Here is a 24280-nt window from a genome sequence, read left to right as displayed (position 1 = left end):
TGATGGCGCTGGCGTACGTAACAGGTTACTGAGGAGATTGAAATGAGCAAAGAAACAGGCGGGCCAGTATTTCCAACAAGTCCGGCAAATTACGACGAGTCCGGATGGTGCAGTGAAGGATTGCAGCTTCGAGACTACTTCGCAGCTAAGGCTATGCAGGGGATGCTGGCAAGTGGCGTTCCATCAGGAGAAATCCCTATTTACGCTTACGAAATAGCCGACGCAATGCTTGCAGCGTGCGGCCAGTAACAACTGACAGGAGAAGAGATATGGGAAATATGAGCTATTGCCAATTCAGGAATACGAAGCTGGATTTCGAGCAGTGCCTGGATGCGATTGGAAATTGCGAATCTTTATCGGACTTCAGCGCTGCAGAACAGGAGTATGCAAGGTCGCTGAGAGAAATGGCTGAGCAATATATTGAATGGTTCGATCAGCTTGTGACTGAGTAACACCGTAAAGCTGTCTGCTCAGACGGCTTTGAGGTGCTACGCACCAACGCTTTAGAGACCTTCAATAACCAGACAGTAAGACACCCTATGGGAGCCGCAATGGCTCCCTTCTTTTTGATACCAATAACCAATTTTAAGGAACCGCCATGCAACTCGCTTTTGCAGGGCAGCCTGTTGCTGGCTGCTCTGAATCACTTCTAGAACTTATCACCCGCCGCCTGCGTACCGGCTGGCGCAACCTCATCGATACGCTGAATCAGCCCGGGAGGCCATAACAATGACGATTATCCCCGATAACGGAATCCTGCGGGTTATGCAGCGTTGTCGCCTGCTGGATAAGCACTACGAAGCATCTTTCCCTGATAACAACGAAGGGATGCACGACGCGATTGAGTGGGCTTCACAGATTTGTCTGGGCTGGCATATCAGTCAGGACGCGGAATTCACAGCAAAGGTAACAAGCCATGCAGCAGCTTAACGACGATTTCTACTTCATCGAGATGATGAAAGCCATCACAGAGCCTCTGATGCAGGAAGTGATGACAGATGAGCAGGCAGCGAAGGATGCGATTGCTGACCACCACACGGAAATGCAGCAGGCGCGAATGATGGGAGGTTCCGCATGGGAACAGCAACTTTAATCCTGGGTGAATCGGGAACAGGCAAAACAACGAGCCTGCGCAATATTGACCCCAAACAGGCAATGCTGGTTAAGCCGATCGGCAAGCCCCTGCCATTCAAATCGAAAGAATGGACTCCATGGGACAAGGATAAAAAGACCGGTACCGTGGTGTCGACAGATAAGCATGATGCGATCGTGAATGTCATCAAGTGGGCTCACCACCTCGGCAAGCGCATCGTCATCATTGATGACTTCCAGTACGTGATGAGCAACGAATTTATGCGCCGCTCTGAGGAGAAGTCGTTCGATAAATTCACGGAAATCGGCCGGCACGCATGGGACATCATTAAAGCCGCTCAGGACGCCCCTGATGACCTTCGTGTTTACTTCCTGGCTCATACCGAAGAAACAGCCATGGGTCGAGTGAAGATGAAAACGATCGGCAAAATGCTGGATGAAAAAATCACTGTCGAAGGCATGTTCACTATCGTCCTGCGCACCCTCACCCGCGACGACCAGTTCTTCTTCACCACCAAAAACAACGGCGCTGACACAGTGAAGTCGCCGATGGGTATGTTTGAAACCAACGAAATCGATAACGACCTGGCGATGGTAGACGCAACCATTTGCGATTACTGGGGCCTGTCAAATGTTCATAACCTCAAGGAAAACGCCGCATGAGCAACGTGATTTTTACTTACAACGAAGAAGCAGCATTAACCGCCGGAATGGGCGGATTTATCAATGAGTCCGGCGCCTACGTCATCACCATTACGGAAGCTGCTCTCACGACATCTCAGGGCGGCGCCAAAGCCATCGAGTTCTCTGGCGAGTCTGATGATGGCCGCAAGGTTCAGTACCTCAGCGTTTACGTCAGCAAGAAAGACGGCAGCGCCAACACCTTTGGCGTAAACATGATTCACGCCATCATGGGCTGCGCCGGCGTTAAGCAACTCACCAACCACATGAAGGCAGTCAATCAGTATGTGGCCCCGGAGTTCACCGGTAAAAAAGTTGGTCTGGTGCTTCAGAAAGTATTGCGCAGCAAACATGACGGCTCAGATACCTACGGACTGGAAATTCGTTTGCCATTCATTGCACAGACCCGACAGACGCTTCAGGAAAAGGCTGAAGGTAAGCCGGCGGAAACAGTAGACCGCATGGCGTGCGGACTGAAAGATAAAGATGAGCGTAAGAAAGGCGCTGCGCAGCACAACGAGTACGAGCAGTACGGCCAGCAAGACGATTCAGGCTTCACTCCCTTCTAAGTAACTACCACAGGATAAACACCATGCAATCACCTCAAGCCGGGGCGGCATTGTCACGCCTGAAGGATATGGAACGCCGCAGGCAGGAGGTGCTTGCTGGCGCTATCGGAGCTATTCAGGCAATGCGGCAGGGAGAGCAGCACGAACGCATTAAATCAACTGTAGACAGGCATACAGAGCGGCTACAGCGTCATCATGCAGAGCAGACAGCCAAGCGCCCCATCCTGCCCTGCATCACTGTTACGCCATATCAGGAGACGCACGAATGGTATGGCGATTACACCGACCGCCGCAAAGGTGCAGGCGACGCCGACCGTCAGGAGTGATTATGCGCAAATACCAACGCAGGCTACGCAAGGAAGCGGGCCGCATTCAGGAAGGCTGGAAGCTGGAGTTTGAAGATGGTCAGCCGCGAGAGGTAAGCGAGGTGCGCCACCAAAGAGGGAAAGTGCTGTGCGTTGTGGACGGGATTCATCACTCATTTGAGCGCGACGAACTGGTCTGGCTCATACCTCAAGACATTAAATAACTTTAATAAATCCTGTGATTTCAGTGGATATTTATACTGTATTTATATACAGTAATATTTCTTTGGGCCGTTGCGCTTCGAAGGACAACCATTTAATAACATGACGTTATTTTCATTAAAGGATATCTATCATGCAGACTAAAGTTAAAGCGTTACTTCTCCTGGCGTTCTTATCTTTTGGCAGCCAGGCAGAAACATTTACAATTAGTGGTAAAGCCCACTGCATTTATCCCCCGTTAAGTAACAGTAAGGTTCAGGCAGGTACTGCACTACAGTTTCAGTTAGCTCCCGGCACATACAATGTTTCCCTGGCATCCAACAACATGAGTTGCATGAATGGCTCATTAACTAACGGATGCCTGATTAGCTCTGTTTATTTACAGGGCGGGCTGGGTAATGGCCGCTGGGGAACTACTATCAACAGCACCCCAATGACTCTCAATATACCGACTACATCAACAATGATGGCATTCGTAACTGACGACAACTGCGTTGATAACACTGGTTATGCCACCATTCAGGCAACCAAAGTGCAGTAACAAACATTTTTCGTAACAAGCCGCCTTCGGGCGGTTTTTTTTGTCCAGATTCCGGAGGTAAGAATAAATGCTGACAGGCTTCATCCTCCTCATCACCGCTCACTCTCACGCCCTACCCCTGACCGATAAAATCTACTCCACCAAAGCAGAATGCGAGTTCATGAAGCGCCGCGTAAATGAGCGGCGACCATTAGCTCAGCTTGAGTGCGGTGAGGTAAGGAGATAATTATGATTAGCAATGAAAGGTTAGCTGAGCTCGTAGCGTTTGAGCCCAAGCCAAGCAACGAGATTAATAGCGCTACTCAGGAAGAATGGCGAGCTATGGCTCGTGAGCTTCAGGCGCTGCGGAAGGCGTTCAGTGAGCCTGCTGCCTGGGTGCCAATGTCACAATTAAGCCTTCTGTGGAAGAAAAAGGGAGTTGTCGTGGAGGCCGACCTGTCATCCACCCAACGATTCAATGAAGTGCCTCTATACTGCAAGCCCACCCTGATCCAATAAGCGATATACTCCACTCAGGAGGTATCGTCATGTCCGATGATAAAAAGAGTGCACCGAAAGCAAAGAGCGGCGGTAATAAATGGGCTCGAAAAGCTATGGCGAAGGCAAATGCTGAGCGTTTTGAAAATGGCTATGTGCCGTCATTTGATGTTTTGAAAACCCCCTACGAGCAGAGGAAAAGGCGCGGTAAGACTGCAGACGGGGAGGATAAATCATGAGCCACAATCTCGCAGCACGCAGCAAAGAAGAAAGGGATAAGGTTAACGTTGACCTCGCGGCGTCAGGCGTGGCTTACAAAGAGCGCCTGAACCAGCCGGTAATCCCGCAGCAGGTAGAGATGGAGCAGCCGGAAGAGTTACGCGGTTACTTCAGGGAGAGATTGCAGCATTACAGGCAGGTGGCGCAGCAGCTACCTAAAGGTACTGACCCGGTTTATTTTAAGCAGGAGGATGGGAAGTGAGCCAATATCAAATTTATTACATAGACGGACCAAAAGAAAACGATATAGATGAATTCGCCTCACCGCTTCGCAATGGAGCTCGGATTTCAGCACACCACAAAGAGCCTCAAGTTCTTTCTTCCAGTGACAGACTTGCTCCCGCCAAACAAATTAACATGCCTTTTTATAACGTGTTTGAAGTGTGGGATAAGCAACATCGCTACTTTATTGGAACCATTAATTCCATCATTGAGTTTGATTCGATCGCTATAAAACGTGCGATAGCCGCAGGGCTTAAACCTCACCCATGATAGTTTCTAATGCAAGCCGCCTGATGGCGGTTTTTTTACGCCCAAATTCCGGAGAAATAACATGAAAATTGAAATTGATAACCGTTACATCATCGAAAGCAGTACCCACGATTTTGTGCTTTATGAGAAGAAAGTGTCGCAGTCAGGAAAAACGAAGGGGCAAATCGTTCTCTCGCGTCTCGGCTTCTTCCCGAAAATGCATCAACTGGTGCGGGAGCTTATCACTCATGACCTGAAGCAATCCGATATTGACACAATCAAAGCCATGCAGGAGCGAATTGAAAGCGTAGCCATGCAGTGTGAACAGGCCTTTAAAGGAGAGTAATCATGCATGCCGATATTCTCGATGAAGCCGCAGAACGCGAGCAGCAGCTGATAGAGATAGCACTGGCTAACCGGCCTAAGCCCGTTATGACATTCACCGGCATATGCCACTGGTGCAATGAGCCGATAGACAAAGGGCACTTCTGTAGCGATGAGTGCCGAACTGACCATGAGCGCATGGTGTGGGCTGAGAGGCAGAGGAGCGTGGCATGACACAGGATGAAGTGAGGCAGCTGGCCGACGATGAACTATGCCGACTTTCACGCGCAGCAGCCTGTTACTGGGCAACGTCACCGCTTGAGAAAATCGACCTCTCAGTTATTGCCGGAAAAGAGTGGAACCCGATTAAATCCACAGAGCAGGCCATGCACCTTGCCGCTTTGATGGATATGAATATTTGCTTCGGCGATCGGGTTGTTTTGGTTAGCGAGCCAGCAGGAGCGCAATCCCGCACTGTTGAGTATCAGTTCAATCGGCGCTTAGAAGCTGTGCGCCTCGCAATCACCCTGCTCGCCGCTGACTCAGCGCAGTACATCTAACCCCCAACCCCTACCCCTATTCACTATCGCGCTATGCGTGAGGAGTTGTTATGTCTGAATTAGCTATGCAGGTTTTGCAATGGCAGGCTAATGGCCGCGTCGGCGTTAGCTCTGCAACAATGGCGTCTATCGCTCTGGGCATGGATAAACCTTTTTACGGAAGCCACTTTAGCCCGCCGTGGGACCCATCTGACCTTAACCGCTGCCGGAAGCTGGTTAAAGCAATTCCAGAAATCAGAGACCACTTTCCCACCATCGGCGAAAAAGTACCGAAGTTTAAGCCGATTCTCGATAACTGGGATGAATTGATGACGTTGCTAAGCGCTGAAATTAAGCGCCCTGATAACCGCGCCCCTGAGACATATCGGCGCATGAAAGAGCTACTCGGAGAATGATCACCCCACTCCACCTTCTCATCACCATCATTGCGATCATCATCACCAGAGCAATATTCAACTACCTGTAGAGGTCATTCATGGAAAACGTTATCCAGCTCATGCCGAGCAAGTGGGTATCTGAGGCCGTTCTCATGCAGATTACTGGCCTGAAAAAGAACACAATTAAAACTGCCCGCGAAGTCTCCTGGATGGAGGGGCGCGAATATAAACACGTCTCTCCTGACGGCGTCCCACGGGAAAACAGCATGTGCTTTTATGACTGGCGAGCCGTAGAAAAATGGATTGAGAAACAACCGCCAGCGATTCCTCGTCGCAAATCTGCTTAAATGCCCTTCCCGTTCACTAATCAGGAGTTGTGATGGCAAAGTATCCAACGGGCGTTGAGCCCAATGGCGGGAATCTGCGCATATGGTTCGCATATCAGGGCGTCAGGCGAAGGGAGTCGCTTGGCGTTCCAGACACGCCAAAGAACAGAAAAATGGCCGGAGAGTTACGGGCCAATGTGATGTACCAGATTAAAACAGGGACGTTTAACTATCAGGAAAGCTTTCCCGATTCTCCACTCTTCAGACATTCGCACACACAGGAAAGCGAAATAACCATGGGTCAGCTGGCAGCCCGCTGGTTAAAGTTAAAGGAACCAGAAATTGCACACAGCACATACTGTACGTATGAACGCCGGGTAAGAAAGACGATTGAGATGCTTGGACCTGACCGGGCGGTAGGCTCAGTAAAAAGCGAGGATTTACTGAATCTCAGGAGAGAGCTTCTAACCGGTCCACAACTTCCGGGCAGAATGCATTCAGTAGAGAAACAGGGGCGATCGGTTGCCACCGTAAACGGATGCATGACAGACCTGTCTGCACTGTTTAAGTTTGCCTTTGATAATGGCTACATACCCCGCAATCCTATGGCAAGTATCGCACCACTTAAGAAGGACCATAAGAAACCAGATCCACTTACCCGCGATGAGTTTGCCCGAGTCATTGAGAAATGTGCAAACCGTCAGGTTGCCAACTTATGGAGCCTGGCTGTTTTAACCGGATTGCGCCACGGCGAGTTATGCGCACTCGCATGGGAAGATATCGATTTGAAGGCCGGTTATCTGAAGGTGTGCCGTAACCTGACCAATGAAGGCCGGTTTACTCCACCGAAAACCAGAACCAGTACCAACCGCATCGTTTGTCTTATCGATAGTGCGATAGAAGTCCTTAAAGACCAGATGGAACTGACCCGCATGAACAAGCCCGTCGATATCGAAGTTCATATGCGTGAGTTCCAGAAAAAGGAGCAGGAGCAATGCACCTTTGTCTTTAATCCAGGCATCTACGCAATAAACAGTCTGGCCGGAAACTATTACGCAGTGGCCTCTTTAGGGCAGACATGGAAATCAGCGCTCAGACGTGCCGGGGTGAGACACCGGAAGGCATATCAGTCTCGTCACACCTATGCATGCTGGTCATTGTCTGCCGGAGCCAACCCAAACTTTGTGGCAAACCAAATGGGGCATGCGAATTCCCAAATGGTTTACCAGGTATATGGGGCGTGGATGCCGGAGAATAACAACGAGCAAGTTAGTCTTCTGAACTCAAAGCTGAATGAATTTGTCCTACATATGCCCTACAGGAGAACAGCAAGCCAAGGTATTTAATATATTTCAGTAAGTTACCCCACTACACCTGCATATTCATGATTTCCTGGTAAGCTGATACCAGCTTATTACGCACCTGAATGCCCATCTGCATGGAAACCGATGATTTCTGCAGATCGATCATTACGTCGTTCAGCGCGATACCCGGTTTACCCATCGTAAAGTCCTGTGCCTGCGCACGCGCGTGGTTTTGCGTTTCACTGATCTTATCCAGCGCCGCTTTCATCTGCGCGGAAAAATCAGCCTGCGCCACGCTGTCAGTGTTTCTGTTACTGGCCTGCAGCGAACCAAGCTGCAGCTGCTGAATCACGCTTTCTATCCCCTGGATTGCCATGTTAACCCTCGTTGTTATTGGCGGTTCGTTTAGTCTGTGCGAATAAACTTAACACAAAGTCAATAGGACAAAGGGTGTAAATGACAGCAAAAAACATGGCTTTTTGACCCATCGAAATTTGCGAATAGGAAAATAATGGCATCCATTGAAGTGGAACTTTTCTAAGCCGTATCAGGGAGTCAGTTTTGTCACCACTTAACACACAGTCCGGTCAACTGTCAGGCAGGAAATGGTCATGAATGCAACCGCAACTCAGGAAACAACAAATAAGAAAGGCTTAAATGACCTTGTTGCTCGCCTGCGCGCCAATCCGCGGATCCCGCTGATAATCGCAGCCGCCGCCGCTACTGCCATCATTGTTGCGATGGTACTGTGGGCAAAAGCACCGGCTTATAGCGTCCTTTATAATAACCTTTCAGATGAGGATGGCGGCGCAATCGTGACGCAGCTGACTCAGATGAATATCCCTTACCGCTTCGAAGATAAAGGCGGCGCCCTGATGGTGCCGGCAGAAAAGGTACATGAGCTGCGCCTGCGTCTCGCTCAGCAGGGGCTGCCGAAAGGCGGCGCCGTGGGCTTTGAACTGCTGGATAAAGAGAAGTTCGGTATCAGTCAGTTCAGCGAGCAGGTGAATTACCAGCGTGCGCTGGAAGGCGAGCTGTCACGCACCATTGAATCACTCGGTCCGGTAAAACGCGCCCGTGTACACCTGGCGATGCCGAAACCAACGCTGTTCGTTCGCGAACAGAAATCCCCTTCCGCCTCCGTCACGCTGAACCTGCAACCGGGTCGTGCGATGGATGAAGGTCAAATCAACGCTATCGTTCATATGGTTTCCAGCAGCGTGGCCGGTCTCCCGCCGGGCAACGTCACGGTTGTCGATCAAAGTGGTCGCCTGCTGACGCGCTCCGACGCAGCCGGTCGTGACCTGAACGATGCCCAGCTGAAATACGCAACCGAAGTAGAAAGCCGTTATCAGCAGCGCATTGAAGCGATCCTTGCGCCGATCGTCGGCAGCGGCAATGTACACGCGCAGGTCACCGCCCAGATCGATTTCGATACGCGTGAACAAACAGAAGAGCAATACAAACCAAATACCGATCCGGTCAATGCCGCTGTTCGCTCACGTCAGAGCAGCAGCAACGAGCAGATTGGCGGCCAGTATCCTGGCGGCGTACCGGGTGCGCTCTCTAATCAGCCTGCGCCTGCGAACAGCGCGCCGATCGAAACGCCAAAAGCTAATGCTAATGCTAATGCTAATGCAGCGAATCCGGCTGCGGCTGCGGCTAATACAACGGCCACCACCGCTGCTGCGCGTCCGGTGCCGTCTAATACGCATCACGATGAAACCACCAACTATGAGCTGGATCGCACCATTCGTCATACCAAGATGAATGTGGGCGGCGTGAAACGCCTGTCGGTTGCTGTAGTAGTGAACTACCGCGCCGATGATAAAGGCAAGGCGGTGGCGCTGAATGAGAAACAGCTGAAACAGATTGAAGATCTGACGCGTGAAGCAATGGGCTTTTCCAGCGATCGTGGCGACAGCATCAACGTGGTCAACTCGCAGTTTACCCAGACAGAGGATACCGTCAGCGAACTTCCGTTCTGGCAGCAGCAGTCCTTCTTCGAACAGATGATGAACGCGGGACGCTGGTTACTGGTTGCTCTGGTTGCCTTCATCCTCTACCGCAAACTGGTTCGTCCGCACCTGCTGCGTAAACAGGAGCAGACCAAACAGGCGGCTGAACAAGCGGCAGCGCTGGAACAGCAACGTAAGGAACAAGAAGCCTTCTCTGTTTCGCTCAGCAAAGACGATCAGGAGCAGGAACGTAAATCTAAACATCGCGTCAGCGCCGAAGTCATGAGCCAGCGCATCCGCGATATGTCTGAAAACGATCCACGCGTTGTAGCGCTGGTAATTCGCCAATGGATGAGTAACGAACTATGAGTCTGACCGGTACTGAAAAAAGCGCCGTCCTGCTGATGACGATCGGTGAAGACCGTGCCGCTGAGGTGTTCAAGCACCTCAGCACACGGGAAGTGCAGCACCTGAGCGCAGCCATGGCCAATATGAATCAGGTTTCTCACCAGCAGTTGGCCGACGTGCTACGTGAGTTCGAGACGGATGCCGAGCAGTTCGCGGCGCTGAGCCTGAACTCCAACGAATATCTGCGTTCGGTGCTGATCAAAGCGCTGGGCGAAGAGCGTGCTTCAACGCTGCTGGAAGATATTCTGGAAACGCGCGAAACCACCAGCGGTATGGAAACGCTCAACTTTATGGAGCCGCAGTCGGCTGCCGATTTGATCCGCGACGAACACCCGCAGATCATCGCCACCATCCTGGTCCATCTCAAGCGTTCACAGGCGGCGGATATCCTGGCTCAGTTCGACGATCGTCTGCGTCACGACGTGATGCTGCGTATCGCCACCTTCGGCGGCGTGCAGCCAGCGGCGCTGGCGGAGCTGACCGAAGTGCTCAACTCGCTGCTGGATGGTCAAAACCTCAAGCGTGCGAAGATGGGCGGCGTAAGAACCGCAGCGGAAATCATCAACCTGATGAAAACGCAGCAGGAAGAAGCTGTTATGGAAGCGGTACGCGAGTTCGATGGCGAACTGGCGCAGAAAATTGTCGACGAAATGTTCCTGTTCGAAAACCTGGTGGATGTGGACGACCGCAGCATTCAACGCCTGCTGCAGGAAGTGGAATCCGAATCGCTGCTGGTTGCACTGAAGGGCGCCGATCAGCCGCTGCGCGAGAAGTTCCTCAAGAATATGTCGCAGCGTGCTGCCGATATTCTGCGCGACGACCTCGCCAACCGTGGCCCGGTACGTATGTCGATGGTAGAAAACGAACAGAAAGCGATCCTGCTTATCGTGCGTCGTCTGGCGGAAAGCGGCGAAATGGTAATTGGCGGTGGCGAGGAAACCTATGTCTGATGCCTTTTCTTCCCGTCCGTGGCAGCGCTGGCAGCCTGACGATCTAACGCGTTTTGATCAGCCTGTCGCTGAGCCGCAGGCCGAGCCCGACTTCGCCTTCGACACCAGCGAAGAAAGCGAAGCCTTTTCGCCGCAGTCGCAGCTGGAGCAGATGCAGACCCAGGCACGCCTTGACGCCCATGCGCAAGGCTATGCCGAAGGCCAGCAGAAAGGCTTTAATGAAGGCAGGCAGGCGGGTTTTGATGCGGGTTTTCAGCAGGGACTGGCGGAAGCTCAGCAGCAGCAGGCACCGGTTCAGGCGCGCATGCAGCAGCTGGTAACCGAATTTCAGCATACGCTGGAAGCGCTGGACAGCGTCATCGCCTCACGTCTGCTGCAGCTGGCGCTGGAAGCGGCGCGGCAGGTTATCGGCCAGGCGACGGCAGTCGACGGCTCTGCTCTGCTGCGTCAGATTCAGCAGATGATCCAGCAGGAACCTATGTTCAGTGGCAAGCCGCAGCTGCGGGTTCATCCTGACGATCTGCAGCGCGTGGAACAAACGCTTGGCCCAACGCTCGATCTGCATGGCTGGCGCCTGCTGGCTGACAGCTCGCTGCATCCGGGCGGCTGCAAACTGAGCGCGGAAGATGGCGATCTGGACGCCAGCGTGGCGACACGCTGGCATGAACTGTGTCGCCTGGCGGCACCGGGAGAGCTGTAATGACGACTCGTCTTTCACGCTGGCTGGGTTCACTGGATGCGTTTGAAAAACGCATGGCGGAAGTGCCTGAGGTACGCCGCTATGGTCGCCTGACGCGCGCCACCGGTCTGGTACTGGAGGCGACCGGCCTGCAGTTGCCGCTGGGAGCGACCTGCGTTATTGAACGTCATGACGGTAAACAGGTTTCTGAAGTTGAAAGCGAAGTGGTTGGCTTCAACGGTCAGAAACTCTTTTTGATGCCGCTGGAAGAAGTGGAAGGCATTTTGCCCGGTGCGCGCGTATTCGCCCGCGTCAGTGGCGATAACGCGCAGAGCGGGAAACAGCTGATGCTGGGTCCTCAGCTGCTCGGTCGCGTGCTGGACGGCAGCGGTCGTCCGCTGGACGGTCTGCCCGCACCGGAAACCGGCTACCGCGCCCCCTTGATTACCCCACCCTTTAACCCGCTGCAGCGCACACCGATTACCGACGTGCTGGATACCGGCGTACGCGCGATCAATGCGCTGCTGACGGTAGGCCGCGGTCAGCGTATGGGCCTGTTTGCCGGTTCCGGCGTGGGTAAATCGGTGCTGCTCGGCATGATGGCGCGCTATACCAAAGCCGATGTGATTGTGGTCGGTCTGATTGGCGAGCGTGGCCGTGAAGTTAAAGATTTTATTGAAAATATTCTTGGCACCGAAGGGCGCGCGCGCTCGGTGGTGATTGCTGCTCCGGCGGATGTATCTCCGCTGCTGCGTATGCAGGGCGCGGCCTATGCCACGCGCATCGCTGAAGATTTCCGCGATCGCGGTCAGCACGTGCTGTTGATTATGGATTCATTAACGCGCTATGCCATGGCGCAGCGTGAAATTGCGCTGGCAATCGGCGAGCCGCCGGCGACTAAAGGCTATCCGCCTTCGGTTTTCGCCAAGCTGCCTGCGCTGGTAGAACGCGCCGGGAACGGCATCGATGGCGGCGGTTCGATTACCGCTTTCTATACCGTATTAACCGAAGGCGATGACCAGCAGGATCCGATCGCTGACTCCGCGCGCGCCATTCTTGACGGCCACGTGGTGCTGTCGCGGCGGCTGGCGGAAGCGGGCCACTATCCGGCTATCGATATCGAAGCCTCAATCAGTCGTGCGATGACCGCGCTGATCGATGAAGCGCACTATGCGCGCGTGCGCCAGTTTAAACAGTTGCTCTCCAGCTATCAGCGCAACCGCGATCTGATTAGCGTCGGCGCCTATGCAGCCGGGAGCGATCCAATGCTGGATAAGGCAATCAAACTGTGGCCAATGCTGGAATCCTTTTTGCAACAGGGCATCTTCGAGCAGAGCCGCTATGACGATGCCTGCCTGCATCTCCAGGCAATTTTTGGTTGATGTCGTCGGGCCACGGCCCGACGCGAGGAATGAGGTCACCTGACGATGGCTAAACCCAACAGTGCGATGGAAACCCTGCGCGACCTGGCGCAGAAAGAGGTGGAAGACGCAGCTATCCGGCTGGGCACGATGCGTCGTGCCCAACAGCAGGCGGATGAGCAGTTGAATATGCTGCTCAACTATCAGGATGAATATCGTCATAAGCTGAACAACAACATGTCGACCGGCATCGCCAGTTCGCGCTGGACTAACTATCACCAGTTTATTCAGACGCTGGAAAAAGCCATCGAACAGCATCGTCATCAGCTGACACAGTGTACGCAGAAAGTCGAGCAGGCGCTTGACGTCTGGCGCAACAAACAGCAGCGGCTGCACGCCTGGGAAACGCTTCAGGCTCGTTCGCAGGCCAATGAACTATTACAGGAAAACCGTCTCGATCAGAAACGGATGGATGAGTATGCCCAACGGGCATCTTTGAGGAAGGCTAATGATTAAGTTGCCAACATCAGTGAATACCGTCAGCGCCGATAGCGGTGTCGACCTTACCAACGGCACCGGCCTTGTCAGCGGCGACGGCGCGGCTTCCGGCCAGCTGTCGGAGGCATTCCTGACGCTGCTCGGCAATCGTCTGCTGACGCTGGCGAAACAGGGCGATGGAAAAGCCACGCTGCCCGCTGATGCGCAAAAAGCGCTGGCAGAAAAAAAACCGGCAAGCGAGCTGAGCCAGCTGCTGGCCGCAGTGCAAAATCCTGAAGCAATTGATGCGCTGCTGACGCCGGAAAAGGCTAAAGAGAACCTTAAACTCGCCGATGATAAAGAAGAGCTGAAACGAGACAGTTTAAGCGCTGCCGATCAGCAATCTTTACAGGCGCTGTTTGCCATGCTGCCGCAAACGCCGCTGGTACAGCAGGCCGCAAAAAGTAATGACGTGAAACTCGAAGGTAGTGGCCTCGGCTCTCTCAATAGCCAAAGCGGCAACCTGAACGCAGCGCTGCTCGCGCAACAGTCTGTTGCCCCGGATGGTGATGCGGAGAAAAGCAGCCTGAGCAGCGGTATGCCGTTGGCTGCTGCCGCGACGACCGCTGCCGGTAGCGAGGAGGAATCTCCGCTTTCCAGCTTCCAGAATCTGATGAACGAAACGCGTCAGAATGAAGGCACAGAGAATAAAGACAATCTGCCGACGCATACGCTAAGCGCGCTGTCAGCAGCAATGAATAGCGCAACCGCCGCAACCGCCGCCCCTGGCGCTTCGGCAACGGCAATGACGCCGGTAACCTCGCAGATTAATGCGCAGCTGGGCAGTCCGGAGTGGCAGCAGGCGGTAAGCCAGCAGGTGCTGATGTTCAGTCGCAACGGGCAACAGAACGCCGAGCTGCGTCTGCATCCGGACGATTTAGGCGCGATCCAGATCAGCCTGAAGCTGGATAACGATCAGGCGCAGTTGAGTATGGTGTCAAACCATAGTCAGGTACGCGCTGCGCTGGAAGCCGCCCTGCCCCATCTGCGCACCGCGCTGGCAGAAAGCGGCATCAACCTGACGCAAAGCAACGTCAGCAGCGACGCTTTCCCGCAGAGCCAGAGTTTCGGCAGCCAGCAGGAACCGCGTCGCGACCAGCCTCAAGCTGGATTTCCGCTGGCATCAGGTAGCGAAGATGAAGTAACACCGCTGGCGGTCCCCGCCGCCTTACAGGCGCGGGCGGCGGGCAGTAGCGCAGTAGATACATTCGCCTGACGGCGACAAACGCCAAAGGTAAAAGCAAAAGGCGCGTCTTTTCCCCCCATTGATCGGCGAGAGACGCGCGATAATCACTTCCGGCTAGCCACTATGGCCTGCCCCAGATAATTCACAGGGTATATCTGCAAAATGTCTGATAACGCGAAAGCTAAAGGCCGCAAACGTTCCATCCTGATTCCGGTGTTACTGGTTGTAACGCTGGCCGCTTGCAGCGTGGCAGGCTATGTAGTGTGGCGAACAATGAATAAAACCGACGGACATCAGGCTGCCGCGAAAGTGGAACCGCCTGCCGCCCCGGTCTTTTATGCTCTTGATACATTTACGGTTAACCTGGTCAATGCGGATAACGATCCCGATCGCGTGCTGTACGTAGGCTTTACCCTGCGTCTGCCGGATGAGGAAACGCGTCTTCGCATGAACGACTATCTGCCTGAAGTTCGTAGCCGGTTGCTGCTGCTGCTCTCACGCCAGGATTCATTGAAGCTGGCATCGGAACAGGGTAAGCAGGAACTGGTAGAACAGATCAAGCAGTCGCTGGCACCGCCGCTGGTTAAAGGTCAACCTCCGCAGGTCGTAAACGATGTACTGTTTACCGCCTTCATATTGAGGTGAGTTAATGGGCGATAGCATTCTTTCACAGGCTGAGATTGACGCGCTTCTCAATGGCGACAGTGAAAGCGCGGAAGATGATAAGAATAAGAGTATCGGCGATGACAATATTCGCCCGTACGATCCTAATACCCAGCGTCGCGTGGTGCGCGAGCGCATGCAGGCGCTGGAGATTATCAACGAGCGTTTTGCGCGCCAGTTCCGTATGGGACTGTTTAACCTGTTGCGTCGTAGTCCGGATATCAGTGTTGGGGCGATTAAAATTCAGCCGTACCATGAATTTGCCCGTAACCTGCCGGTGCCGACCAACCTGAACCTGATCCACCTGAAGCCGCTGCGCGGCACAGCGCTGTTCGTTTTCTCGCCCAGCCTGGTATTCATTGCGGTGGATAACCTTTTTGGTGGCGATGGGCGCTTCCCGACTAAAGTTGAAGGACGCGAATTTACCCATACGGAACAGCGCGTGATCCGCCGCATGCTGAAGCTGGCGCTGGAAGGCTACAGTGATGCATGGAAAGCAATCTATCCGCTGGATGTTGAATATGTGCGTTCGGAGATGCAGGTAAAATTTACCAACATCACTACGTCACCGAACGACATTGTTGTGACCACGCCGTTTCAGGTGGAGATCGGCAACCTAGTAGGGGAATTCAATATCTGTATCCCCTTCAGCATGATCGAGCCGCTGCGTGAACTGCTGGTTAACCCGCCGCTGGAAAACTCGCGGCAGGAAGACAGAAACTGGCGCGATACGCTGGTGAAGCAGGTGCAGCATTCCGAGCTGGAGCTGATTGCAAATTTTGCCGACGTCTCTCTGCGTTTGTCGCGCATCCTGCAGCTGAAGCCCGGTGATGTACTACCGATTGAAAAACCGGATCGCATTATCGCGCATGTTGATGGCGTGCCGGTGCTAACCAGCCAGTATGGCACCCTGAATGGACAATACGCGCTGCGTGTAGAACACTTGATTAATCCGATATTGAATTCGCTGAATGAGGAACAGCCCGATGAGTGACAGCAAAAACACGTCCGATGACAGCATTTCTGCGGACGATCTGTGGGCAGAGGCCATGAGTGAACAAGCCTCGACCGACAGCGCGTCGTCATCCACCGAGAGCGTGTTCAAATCACTGGACAGTAAAGATGTCGGCGGTTCGCTGCAGGATATCGATCTGATCATGGATATTCCGGTCAAACTTACCGTTGAACTGGGCCGCACCAAAATGACGATCAAAGAGCTGCTGCGTCTGGCGCAGGGTTCCGTGGTCGCGCTGGAAGGTCTTGCCGGTGAGCCGCTGGATATTCTGATTAACGGTTACCTGATTGCACAGGGTGAAGTTGTGGTCGTGAACGATAAGTATGGTGTCCGTATCACTGACATCATCACCCCGTCTGAACGCATGCGCCGCCTGAGCCGCTAATAATGAGCAACAGCACCCAGCAGGCAACGACTCAGCAAGCACCACAGCCCGCCTTTTCGACCGGCTCGGCATTAACGCAGGTCAGTAGCGTACTGGCAGGGATCGTCTTACTGATCCTCGTCTTCGCCTGGCTGGCCCGGCGTCTTGGCTTTACGCCGAAACGCCTTGGCGGCCCGCAGGCGCTGAAAATCAGCGCCAGCGTACAGGTTGGTCAGCGCGAGCGCGTGGTGATTGTCGAAGTAGAAGATGCCCGCCTGGTGTTGGGCGTGACGGCGCAGCAGATTACTCATCTGCATACGCTGCCGCCTAAAGATCCCGAACAACAGGATGCGCCGCCCGCCCAGGCGGCACCTGACTTCCGTCAGCTTTTACAGACGTTAGTGAAACGTCCCGGAAAACCACAATGATTCGTCGTCTGCTTCCCCTCCTGCCGTTGCTGTTGTTAACGCCGGAGGTGCATGCTCAATTGCCTGGTCTGGTTACTCAGCCGCTGCCGAATGGCGGTCAGAGTTGGTCTTTGCCGGTGCAGACGCTGGTTTTTATTACCTCGCTGACCTTTTTGCCAGCCATTTTACTGATGATGACCAGCTTTACGCGCATCATCATCGTGTTCGGCCTGCTGCGTAACGCGCTGGGTACGCCTTCTGCGCCACCGAACCAGGTGCTGCTGGGTCTGTCGCTGTTCCTGACCTTTTTTATCATGGCGCCGGTGTTCGATAAGATTTATCAGGACGCCTACCTGCCGTTTAGTCAGAACAAAATCTCGATGGAAGTGGCGATAGACAAAGGCGCACAGCCGCTGCGTGAGTTCATGCTGCGTCAGACGCGTGAAGCGGATCTCGCGCTGTTTGCCCGTCTGGCGAACACCCCGCCCATCGTCGGGCCGGAAGCGGTGCCGATGCGTATTCTGCTGCCAGCTTATGTTACCAGCGAGCTGAAAACCGCCTTTCAGATTGGCTTTACGGTGTTTATTCCTTTTTTGATTATCGATTTGGTCATTGCCAGCGTGTTAATGGCGCTGGGGATGATGATGGTACCGCCGGCAACGATTGCCCTGCCATTTAAGCTGATGCTATTTGTGTTGGTTGACGGCTGGCAGTTGCTGGTTGGGTCGCTGGCGCAGAGCTTTTATTCCTGATACCCGGAGCAATCATGTCCCCAGAATCGGTAATGGTCCTTGGCCACGACGCAATGAAAATCGCCCTGATGGTGGCGGCCCCGCTGCTGCTGGCTGCACTGATCAGCGGTCTGATTATTAGCCTGTTGCAGGCGGCGACCCAGGTCAACGAGCAGACGCTCTCTTTTATTCCCAAAATTTTATCCGTAGCCGCTACTGTAGTAGTGGCGGGCCCCTGGATGCTAAACCTGCTGCTGGACTATATCCGCACGCTGTTCAGCAACCTGCCCTATATGATCGGCTAACCGACCCGCTCTTCTCCGCCCGACCTTTAAGAGACCGCACCTATGTTAACGCTGGACAGCAACCAACTGATGCTCTGGGTCGGCCAGTTTTTCTGGCCGCTGGTGCGTTTGCTGGCCCTGTTCAGTACGGCACCCATTTTCAGTGAACGCGCCGTTAGTAAAAAGGTCAAAATCGGTCTGGCGGTCATGATTACCTGGATTCTGGCACCGCAGTTGCCGCCAGCTAATGTAACGCTGTTTTCAGTAGGCGGTTTTTGGCTATTAATTCAGCAAATTTTGATTGGCATCGCTTTAGGTTTCACTATGCAGTTCGCTTTTGCCGCAGTTCGCATGGCGGGTGAACTCATCGGATTACAGATGGGGCTCTCATTCGCCACCTTCTTTGATCCGGGCAGTCGACTGAATATGCCAGTGCTGGCACGCTTCCTGGATATGCTGGCGATGTTGCTGTTTCTCACCTTCAACGGGCATCTGTGGTTAATCTCGCTGCTGGCGGACAGTTTTCATACATTGCCGATTGGTGGAGATCCACTTAATGCCAATGCATTCCTGGCGCTTGCTAAAGCGGGCGGGTTAATCTTTCTCAACGGTATGCGACTGGCGCTACCGCTTATCATTTTATTGCTCACGATTAACCTGGCCCTGGGTTTGTTAAATCGTGTTGCACCTCAGCTATCCGTTTTCGCTATTGGCTTTCCTATAACCTTATCGATCGGAATTTTAACAATTGGCATACTTATGCCACTCCTCGCCCCCTTTTGTGAGCACCTGTTTAGTGAAGTGTTTGATTTACTTTCTGACATACTTTCTGAAATGCCGCAAAACTAATCTCCAACATCTCTTAAGTTGACGCTTATGAATACTTAAGCACACACAATGTTTCTGCGTACTTTTCGAACCATTTTTACCAGAATTTCACTAAGGAAAATCTGATAAATACTTTAAAGCGATGAAAATTATTCGCATTAAATTACGCATCGCGTATTTTAAAACGGACTTCGCAACGAGTTTTATGTCAGGTCAGCCTTGGGCGGAATACGCAAATGGATGTTTTCGAAAGGAAAAATTTTTCTGCGTTTTTTTCTTGTCTAAAATGGATTTTTACGGCATTGTCTCGGCTCCCGAGTTTGCTACACATTCGCGAAACAAATCATTTTAAGATTTGTCCTATCAGGATTATCTTAGTTGTGCGCGATAGTGTAAGCGTTCTCAAAAGTTGCATCAGACGCCAACCGGGGCAGTTTGTCATTCTGACAAGATGCTGTTTGCGTTCTGCTGCGCTTAGAGGCAGTCATTTATGCTGCCCTGCGCAAAATCTGCTGTAGATACAAGGACGAAAGATGACCTCGGCACTGCTCCGTTTCGGATTCAGCACAGCTGAGTAAAATTACAAGATTGTTAATAGAAATCTTTCCCGTACCGCAAACGCGTATTCATCGTTGATTTAACGGATAACAAATTGGTGAGGGTCGCTATCATGCCAACGATTATTATGGATTCATGCAGCTACACACGTCTGGGATTAATGGATTACATGGCTACAAAAGGGATTAAAAAGAAAAATATCTCATCCGTTAACGATATTGAGCAGCTACAAATTAAATGCCAACAGCTAAAACCTGGCGTTGTCTTTATTAACGAAGAATGCTTCATTCATGAAGCCGATTCCAGCGAACGTATTCGCAATATTATTCTGCAGCATCCTGATACGTTATTTCTAATCTTTATGGCGATTGCCAATATCCATTTTGAGGAATATCTCTACGTTCGTAAGAACCTGATTATTACATCAAAATCGGTAAAGTCCGCCACGCTGGATAAGTTATTAAGCAGCTATTTACAGAAAAAGGTTAGCGCCAACACACGCGCCTCTGCTGGCATTGATGCGAATCCATTGACGCTCAGCCAGACCGAATCAAATATGCTTAAAATGTGGATGTCCGGGCACGATACCATTCAAATCTCTGACAAGATGCAAATTAAAGCCAAGACGGTTTCATCCCACAAAGGCAACATTAAGCGTAAAATCAAAACGCATAATAAACAGGTTATTTATCATGTAGTGCGCCTGACGGACAACGTGACGTCCGGTATCTATGTGAATGTAAGATAAACAGGATGGCCGGCTTTTGCCGGCCATCCTGTTTATGCATTTTGCGACACGCCTCTCATTTATCCCGCTAAGCCTTTTGCCAGGGTTGCCGATGCTTATGACAGCTTCGACATCGCCACCTTACCTACAGAGAGCAAAAGGATATGAAGAACACCTCCCCTGATGAGGCCCAAGAACGGGTCAGCTTTTGGCAACATCTACGTTTGGTTCCCCTTTTTACGGCAATTTTTAGCGGTATTTTATTGCTGTTTGCCCTGTGCATTGCGCTTTCCGGCTGGTTTTTGCTGCAAAGCAATCGTTCACTGGACGAAGCAACACAGGAAATTCAGGTTCGTATGGCTTTATCTAACAGCTCTAACCATCTCCGTACTGCCAGGCTGCTGGTGATCCACGCGGGCGCTGCGGCGCGTATTGGAGAAATGGATGAATTCCGCTCTATTCTGACGGCGGTAGAAAAACGTCTTGCTCAGGCACAGCAAAACTTTGATACCTATCTGGCCCGCCCGCTGAAAAGCGAAGCCGACAGCGCGCTTGATGCGCCGCTAAAAACGCAATTTAACGCCTACCTTAATCAGGGGCTACTCCCGATGGTAAATTCAGCCAAACAGGGGAGCTTTGAAGGCGTGATTGCTCAGGAAACCGACGTAACCCGCAAGCTTGACGATCAATATAATCAGGTATTACTGAAAGCTATCAAGATTCGTACCGCGCGCGCCGAGGCGATTAATCAGCAGGCAAATGCGCAATCACACCTTGGCTTTGTGATTATGGGCGTGGCGTTTGCCGCGGCGCTGGTGCTGACGCTGATGACATTTATCTTTTTGCGTCGCATAGTGATTAACCCACTGCAGCAGGCGGGTGAGCGTATCGCACGCATCGCCGCAGGCGATCTTACTGCCCCGGCCCGCAGCTGGGGCCGCAGCGAAATCGGCATGCTGGGCGCGAACCTTCAGGCGATGCAGCAGGCGCTGGTGCAAACCGTCGGCGTGGTACGTGAAGGTGCCGTAGCCATTTATCAGGGTTCCGGGGAGATCTCTGCAGGTAATACCGATCTCTCCTCGCGTACCGAACAACAGGCTTCAGCTCTGGAACAGACGGCAGCCAGTATGGAACAGCTAACGGCCACGGTAAAACAGAACGCCGATAACGCCCATCATGCCAGTCAGCTCGCTGCCGATGCCTCCGGCAAAGCGCGCGAAGGCGGCAATATTGTCAGCGGCGTGATCAATACCATGAACAATATCTCCGGCAGCTCGAAGAAAATTGCTGAGATCACCAATGTCATTAACAGTATCGCTTTCCAGACTAATATTCTGGCGCTGAACGCGGCGGTTGAGGCGGCACGGGCCGGTGAGCAGGGGCGTGGATTTGCGGTGGTTGCCAGCGAAGTGCGTAATCTGGCGCAGCGCAGCGCACAGGCCGCGAAAGAGATTGATGGCCTGATTGCCGAATCGGTGCAATTGATCGGTCAGGGCTCTACGCAGGTCAGCCATGCTGGCTCAACCATGACCGATATTGTGGAAGCGGTACGTCGCGTTACCGATATCATGGCGGAAATTGCCGCCGCGTCCGATGAGCAGAGTCGCGGAATTCAGCAGGTTAGCCAGGCCGTTACCGAGATGGATAATGTTACCCAGCAGAACGCCGCGCTGGTCGAAGAGGCCTCTTCGGCTGCTGTTTCGCTGGAAGAACAGGCCGCTCGCCTGACGCAAGCCGTCGCCACCTTCCGCCTGTCGCAGCAGGAAAGCAGCGCTCCGGTTAGCGTTGCGCCGGCTGCGCCAACCGCCGTCAAGCTACGTCCGGCAGTGGCTGTGGCCTCCAACGATAACTGGGAAAAGTTTTAATCGCAGCGGCGGCACTTAAGAGAGGGTCGCCTAAACGTAAAAAACCCACCTCTGCAGGTGGGTTTTTATCTATTCGCTGTCCGCCAGCGGCTCGACGAACACGCCTTCGTCATGGTCAGTTTCATTAAAAAACCAGATACCCAGCGGATAATCTTCCAGCGCCACCAGATACATAGTGCCTTCGTTAAAATCCTCCGCCGCCAGAATGGTGCCTGGACGACGCGGGCCGCCATCGGTTTTTACCGTGACGCGATCGTTTACCTTCATCCTCATGCTCTCTTGCCTGGGCTTTTACATTAATAGCGGAGCATAAACGGCGAATTAACGGCGTGCAATGACCCAGACCGCATGAATAATACCCGGAATATAACCCAACAGCGTCAGTATGATGTTTAGCCAGAACGCGCCGCCAAAACCTACCTGCAAAAATACGCCCAGCGGTGGTAACAAAATGGCAATAATAATGCGCAATAAATCCATAACGTCTCCTGTTTTCTTCATTTTTCCCGCGGTTAAGTGTAGCAGGATTGTTATTTGTTGCCTGTAAGGCTGCGTAAAGGCGCGCAAAAGAAACTCCCCCTCAGAATTTTCGCTTTCTTAACGTTTCATCGCGAGACTTCTGACAGTGGTTCTGTCTACACTGTTTTTACTGCACCAACCCCATAGGCGCAGTCAACCTAAAAGTAACAAGGATTTTGCCCGCGCAGCGCGGGCTTTTTTTTAAGTAATTTCCTGGTTATACCAACCTGCGAGCCTTATCTCATTTCCTGGCGGTGCTTCGCCTATACTTATCTGGCCATACGTTTGCCGGAGACCACCATGAACAACGATGAACCGCGTAGCGTCAGGGGAAAAGGTTACCCCGCATCCTCTTCAGCGCAGGATGGTGGCTGGCTTTGCGATAAAATGGATACCGACAGCGAATGGGATCTGGCGCAACAGCAAAATATGTCTGCGGGTTATGGCTTTGGCCCACAGATATCGCATTCGTTTGAATTTGATATTCACGACTGCTCGGTTAGCGAGGTTAATCGTTAAGCGGCAAAAAAAATCCCGACCTCATGAGGCCGGGATGACAGAACCGTCAATGAAATTCGTTACACCAGGTAATTCCTTAACGGCTCCAGATTACGATATTTTTCCCTTAAGACAAATCTTATTTAGCCGTTAAACGGGATGCCAGTGGTTAATCGTCGACAAGTTAGCGCTTAAATATCGCCAGCTTATCTCTGTTTTACTCTCCTTTTTGCTACAGCCTACTGTGCCACTATTCTTTTTTTTACAGAATTATCCGAGCAAAGAGTTCACCTGCCTTTTACGCTAATCACCCATCATAATTAACATCTGTCGTTATACTTAGGCATCAGCATTTATCGGAGCGGGCCTCCGTTATCATGAGGATTTAAGCATGCCGCATCTGCACGACCCGTTAATGATCATCACTGACCTGGATGGTTCTTTGTTAGATCATCACACCTACAGCTGGGAGCCAGCAGAACGTTGGCTAACTCTGCTAAAACAGCAGCATATTCCGCTGGTGATATGTACCAGTAAAACGGCTGCAGAGGTTATTCCGCTACAGCAGGAGCTGGGTTTTCCCGGTGCACCTTTTATTGCTGAAAACGGCGCGCTGGTACAGATCGATAATGCGCAGGGCGAAATGGTGCGTCATCACGCCGGTAAAAATTATGACGAAATCTGTGAGTGTCTGCGTCGTCTGCAACAGCAGCACCAGTTTCGTTTCACCGGCTTTAGCGAATTTACCGAAAAAGAGTTGGTGAATATTACCGGCTTGTCCGTGGCAAACGTCGCTCTGGCGCGCATGCGTGAGGCATCGGAAGCGCTGGTGTGGCGCGATACGGATGAACAGTTTGCGCTTTTCCGGCAGCAGCTGGAGCAGGAGTCGCTGATGCTGGTACAGGGAGGACGTTTCTGGCATGTGATGCCAAAAGGCAGCGGCAAAGGCGAAGCGCTACGCTGGCTACTGCAAAATATGACCACGGCGGGCGGTAAACGCTTTATTACCGTCGGACTTGGCGACGGCCCTAACGATGCGCCAATGTTAGACAGCGTTGACTATGCGGTCGTGATCAAAGGTTATAGCAAATTTCCGGTTGAGCTAACGCGCCAGGATGAGCGCCACGTCTATCAAACCACGGAATATGGCCCGACTGGCTGGAGCGAAGGGCTGGACTATTTTATCGCGCAGGAATAACCCAATCATGGCATTT

General features: G+C 52.5%; 40 protein-coding genes. 37 read left to right on the top strand and 3 right to left on the bottom strand.

Annotated elements, in window-relative coordinates:
* Positions 1–42: 42 nt before the first annotated feature.
* From B1H58_RS15245 to B1H58_RS15155, 20 genes are all read left to right on the top strand, one after another.
* The gene (locus B1H58_RS15245) at positions 43–249 is read left to right on the top strand and encodes a hypothetical protein (RefSeq protein ID WP_085071323.1); all 207 of its coding nucleotides are present in this window, start codon (positions 43–45) and stop codon (positions 247–249) included.
* A gap of 20 nt (positions 250–269) precedes the next feature.
* Positions 270–452 carry a hypothetical protein gene (locus tag B1H58_RS15240; RefSeq protein ID WP_085071322.1) on the top strand — a complete coding sequence of 61 codons (183 nt, stop codon included), beginning with the start codon at positions 270–272 and terminating at the stop codon, positions 450–452.
* Between the two features lie 146 nt (positions 453–598).
* Complete coding sequence (locus B1H58_RS15235) at positions 599–727, top strand: protease FtsH-inhibitory lysogeny factor CIII (RefSeq protein ID WP_085071321.1); 129 nt, start codon at positions 599–601, stop codon at positions 725–727.
* A gap of 2 nt (positions 728–729) precedes the next feature.
* Complete coding sequence (locus B1H58_RS15230; RefSeq protein ID WP_085071320.1) at positions 730–930, top strand: DUF5444 family protein; 201 nt, start codon at positions 730–732, stop codon at positions 928–930.
* Positions 917–1093, top strand: a complete 177-nt coding sequence (locus tag B1H58_RS20670; protein WP_157130186.1) for a hypothetical protein — start codon at positions 917–919, stop codon at positions 1091–1093. Before B1H58_RS15230 ends, B1H58_RS20670 begins: the two co-directional genes overlap by 14 nt.
* Positions 1075–1755, top strand: a complete 681-nt coding sequence (locus tag B1H58_RS15225) for a DEAD/DEAH box helicase family protein (protein ID WP_085071319.1) — start codon at positions 1075–1077, stop codon at positions 1753–1755. The genes B1H58_RS20670 and B1H58_RS15225 overlap by 19 nt, the downstream gene beginning before the upstream one ends.
* A complete protein-coding gene (locus B1H58_RS15220; RefSeq protein ID WP_085071318.1) occupies positions 1752–2342 on the top strand; it encodes a DUF669 domain-containing protein in 591 nt (196 codons plus the stop codon). Before B1H58_RS15225 ends, B1H58_RS15220 begins: the two co-directional genes overlap by 4 nt.
* 23 nt (positions 2343–2365) lie before the next feature.
* Complete coding sequence (locus tag B1H58_RS15215; protein WP_085071317.1) at positions 2366–2668, top strand: hypothetical protein; 303 nt, start codon at positions 2366–2368, stop codon at positions 2666–2668.
* Positions 2669–2670: 2 nt separating this feature from the next.
* Complete coding sequence (locus tag B1H58_RS15210; protein ID WP_085071316.1) at positions 2671–2871, top strand: hypothetical protein; 201 nt, start codon at positions 2671–2673, stop codon at positions 2869–2871.
* Between the two features lie 131 nt (positions 2872–3002).
* Positions 3003–3410 (top strand): hypothetical protein, encoded by a 408-nt coding sequence (locus tag B1H58_RS15205; protein WP_085071315.1) that lies wholly within the window; start codon positions 3003–3005, stop codon positions 3408–3410.
* Positions 3411–3638: 228 nt separating this feature from the next.
* A complete protein-coding gene (locus B1H58_RS15200; protein ID WP_085071314.1) occupies positions 3639–3908 on the top strand; it encodes a hypothetical protein in 270 nt (89 codons plus the stop codon).
* 29 nt (positions 3909–3937) lie between these two features.
* Positions 3938–4126 (top strand): hypothetical protein, encoded by a 189-nt coding sequence (locus tag B1H58_RS15195; protein ID WP_085071313.1) that lies wholly within the window; start codon positions 3938–3940, stop codon positions 4124–4126.
* Positions 4123–4368 (top strand): DNA polymerase III subunit theta, encoded by a 246-nt coding sequence (locus B1H58_RS15190; protein WP_085071312.1) that lies wholly within the window; start codon positions 4123–4125, stop codon positions 4366–4368. The genes B1H58_RS15195 and B1H58_RS15190 overlap by 4 nt, the downstream gene beginning before the upstream one ends.
* Positions 4365–4658, top strand: a complete 294-nt coding sequence (locus B1H58_RS15185; protein ID WP_085071311.1) for a hypothetical protein — start codon at positions 4365–4367, stop codon at positions 4656–4658. The genes B1H58_RS15190 and B1H58_RS15185 overlap by 4 nt, the downstream gene beginning before the upstream one ends.
* A 61-nt stretch (positions 4659–4719) precedes the next feature.
* Entirely contained in the window at positions 4720–4983 is a 264-nt protein-coding gene (locus tag B1H58_RS15180; RefSeq protein WP_085071310.1) for a DUF5405 family protein, read from the top strand.
* Positions 4984–4985: 2 nt separating this feature from the next.
* Positions 4986–5195: a hypothetical protein gene (locus tag B1H58_RS15175; protein WP_085071309.1), complete on the top strand. Its 210-nt coding sequence runs from the start codon at positions 4986–4988 to the stop codon at positions 5193–5195.
* The gene (locus tag B1H58_RS15170) at positions 5192–5521 is read left to right on the top strand and encodes a hypothetical protein (protein WP_085071308.1); all 330 of its coding nucleotides are present in this window, start codon (positions 5192–5194) and stop codon (positions 5519–5521) included. Before B1H58_RS15175 ends, B1H58_RS15170 begins: the two co-directional genes overlap by 4 nt.
* A 50-nt stretch (positions 5522–5571) precedes the next feature.
* Positions 5572–5916 (top strand): hypothetical protein, encoded by a 345-nt coding sequence (locus B1H58_RS15165; protein WP_085071307.1) that lies wholly within the window; start codon positions 5572–5574, stop codon positions 5914–5916.
* An 80-nt stretch (positions 5917–5996) separates the two neighbouring features.
* The gene (xisR, locus tag B1H58_RS15160) at positions 5997–6245 is read left to right on the top strand and encodes an excisionase family protein (RefSeq protein ID WP_085071306.1); all 249 of its coding nucleotides are present in this window, start codon (positions 5997–5999) and stop codon (positions 6243–6245) included.
* Positions 6246–6277: 32 nt separating this feature from the next.
* Complete coding sequence (locus B1H58_RS15155; RefSeq protein WP_085071305.1) at positions 6278–7570, top strand: tyrosine-type recombinase/integrase; 1293 nt, start codon at positions 6278–6280, stop codon at positions 7568–7570.
* A 22-nt stretch (positions 7571–7592) separates the two neighbouring features.
* Here B1H58_RS15155 and fliE read toward each other — a convergent pair whose 3' ends face one another.
* On the bottom strand, positions 7593–7904 hold the full coding sequence (fliE, locus tag B1H58_RS15150; protein ID WP_085071304.1) for a flagellar hook-basal body complex protein FliE: 312 nt from the start codon (positions 7902–7904) through the stop codon (positions 7593–7595).
* A 229-nt stretch (positions 7905–8133) separates the two neighbouring features.
* On the opposite strand from fliE, the gene fliF reads away from it, so the two are divergent.
* The 15 genes from fliF to B1H58_RS15070 all read left to right on the top strand — a co-directional run bounded on the left by fliF (position 8134) and on the right by B1H58_RS15070 (position 22049).
* The gene (fliF, locus tag B1H58_RS15145) at positions 8134–9855 is read left to right on the top strand and encodes a flagellar basal-body MS-ring/collar protein FliF (protein ID WP_085071303.1); all 1722 of its coding nucleotides are present in this window, start codon (positions 8134–8136) and stop codon (positions 9853–9855) included.
* The gene (gene fliG, locus B1H58_RS15140; RefSeq protein WP_085071302.1) at positions 9852–10844 is read left to right on the top strand and encodes a flagellar motor switch protein FliG; all 993 of its coding nucleotides are present in this window, start codon (positions 9852–9854) and stop codon (positions 10842–10844) included. The genes fliF and fliG overlap by 4 nt, the downstream gene beginning before the upstream one ends.
* Positions 10837–11544 carry a flagellar assembly protein FliH gene (fliH, locus tag B1H58_RS15135; RefSeq protein ID WP_085071301.1) on the top strand — a complete coding sequence of 236 codons (708 nt, stop codon included), beginning with the start codon at positions 10837–10839 and terminating at the stop codon, positions 11542–11544. Before fliG ends, fliH begins: the two co-directional genes overlap by 8 nt.
* Positions 11544–12905, top strand: a complete 1362-nt coding sequence (fliI, locus tag B1H58_RS15130; RefSeq protein WP_085071300.1) for a flagellar protein export ATPase FliI — start codon at positions 11544–11546, stop codon at positions 12903–12905. Before fliH ends, fliI begins: the two co-directional genes overlap by 1 nt.
* A gap of 45 nt (positions 12906–12950) precedes the next feature.
* A complete protein-coding gene (gene fliJ / locus B1H58_RS15125) occupies positions 12951–13400 on the top strand; it encodes a flagellar export protein FliJ (protein WP_085071299.1) in 450 nt (149 codons plus the stop codon).
* Positions 13393–14637: a flagellar hook-length control protein FliK gene (locus B1H58_RS15120; RefSeq protein WP_085071298.1), complete on the top strand. Its 1245-nt coding sequence runs from the start codon at positions 13393–13395 to the stop codon at positions 14635–14637. Before fliJ ends, B1H58_RS15120 begins: the two co-directional genes overlap by 8 nt.
* Before the next feature lie 132 nt (positions 14638–14769).
* A complete protein-coding gene (fliL, locus tag B1H58_RS15115; protein ID WP_085071297.1) occupies positions 14770–15252 on the top strand; it encodes a flagellar basal body-associated protein FliL in 483 nt (160 codons plus the stop codon).
* Between the two features lie 4 nt (positions 15253–15256).
* The gene (gene fliM, locus B1H58_RS15110; protein WP_085071296.1) at positions 15257–16264 is read left to right on the top strand and encodes a flagellar motor switch protein FliM; all 1008 of its coding nucleotides are present in this window, start codon (positions 15257–15259) and stop codon (positions 16262–16264) included.
* Positions 16257–16670: a flagellar motor switch protein FliN gene (gene fliN / locus B1H58_RS15105; protein ID WP_085071295.1), complete on the top strand. Its 414-nt coding sequence runs from the start codon at positions 16257–16259 to the stop codon at positions 16668–16670. The genes fliM and fliN overlap by 8 nt, the downstream gene beginning before the upstream one ends.
* A 2-nt stretch (positions 16671–16672) precedes the next feature.
* On the top strand, positions 16673–17077 hold the full coding sequence (gene fliO / locus B1H58_RS15100; RefSeq protein WP_085071294.1) for a flagellar biosynthetic protein FliO: 405 nt from the start codon (positions 16673–16675) through the stop codon (positions 17075–17077).
* Positions 17077–17808, top strand: coding sequence for a flagellar type III secretion system pore protein FliP (fliP, locus tag B1H58_RS15095; protein ID WP_085072336.1), 732 nt, complete (start codon positions 17077–17079; stop codon positions 17806–17808). The genes fliO and fliP overlap by 1 nt, the downstream gene beginning before the upstream one ends.
* 14 nt (positions 17809–17822) lie before the next feature.
* Positions 17823–18092 (top strand): flagellar biosynthesis protein FliQ, encoded by a 270-nt coding sequence (gene fliQ, locus B1H58_RS15090; RefSeq protein WP_085071293.1) that lies wholly within the window; start codon positions 17823–17825, stop codon positions 18090–18092.
* A gap of 42 nt (positions 18093–18134) precedes the next feature.
* A complete protein-coding gene (fliR, locus tag B1H58_RS15085) occupies positions 18135–18920 on the top strand; it encodes a flagellar biosynthetic protein FliR (protein WP_085071292.1) in 786 nt (261 codons plus the stop codon).
* A 649-nt stretch (positions 18921–19569) separates the two neighbouring features.
* The gene (gene rcsA, locus B1H58_RS15075) at positions 19570–20205 is read left to right on the top strand and encodes a transcriptional regulator RcsA (RefSeq protein ID WP_085071290.1); all 636 of its coding nucleotides are present in this window, start codon (positions 19570–19572) and stop codon (positions 20203–20205) included.
* Between the two features lie 143 nt (positions 20206–20348).
* Positions 20349–22049 carry a methyl-accepting chemotaxis protein gene (locus tag B1H58_RS15070; RefSeq protein WP_085071289.1) on the top strand — a complete coding sequence of 567 codons (1701 nt, stop codon included), beginning with the start codon at positions 20349–20351 and terminating at the stop codon, positions 22047–22049.
* A gap of 69 nt (positions 22050–22118) precedes the next feature.
* On the opposite strand, the gene dsrB is transcribed toward B1H58_RS15070, so the two are convergent.
* Together dsrB and B1H58_RS15060 are read right to left on the bottom strand one after the other, a co-directional pair.
* A complete protein-coding gene (dsrB, locus tag B1H58_RS15065) occupies positions 22119–22316 on the bottom strand; it encodes a protein DsrB (protein WP_085071288.1) in 198 nt (65 codons plus the stop codon).
* Between the two features lie 54 nt (positions 22317–22370).
* Positions 22371–22529: a YqaE/Pmp3 family membrane protein gene (locus B1H58_RS15060; RefSeq protein ID WP_085071287.1), complete on the bottom strand. Its 159-nt coding sequence runs from the start codon at positions 22527–22529 to the stop codon at positions 22371–22373.
* A gap of 339 nt (positions 22530–22868) precedes the next feature.
* Between B1H58_RS15060 and B1H58_RS15055 the strand changes: the two genes are divergently transcribed.
* Both B1H58_RS15055 and B1H58_RS15050 read left to right on the top strand, forming a co-directional pair.
* Positions 22869–23087: a DUF2525 domain-containing protein gene (locus B1H58_RS15055; RefSeq protein ID WP_085071286.1), complete on the top strand. Its 219-nt coding sequence runs from the start codon at positions 22869–22871 to the stop codon at positions 23085–23087.
* Positions 23088–23457: 370 nt separating this feature from the next.
* Positions 23458–24264, top strand: a complete 807-nt coding sequence (locus B1H58_RS15050; protein WP_085071285.1) for a mannosyl-3-phosphoglycerate phosphatase-related protein — start codon at positions 23458–23460, stop codon at positions 24262–24264.
* Positions 24265–24280: the final 16 nt, after the last annotated feature.

Source organism: Pantoea alhagi (assembly GCF_002101395.1).
Classification (GTDB): Bacteria; Pseudomonadota; Gammaproteobacteria; order Enterobacterales; family Enterobacteriaceae; genus Mixta; species Mixta alhagi.
Note: the sequence above shows the minus strand (reverse complement) of the source record. Positions and strands in the feature narration are given on the sequence as shown.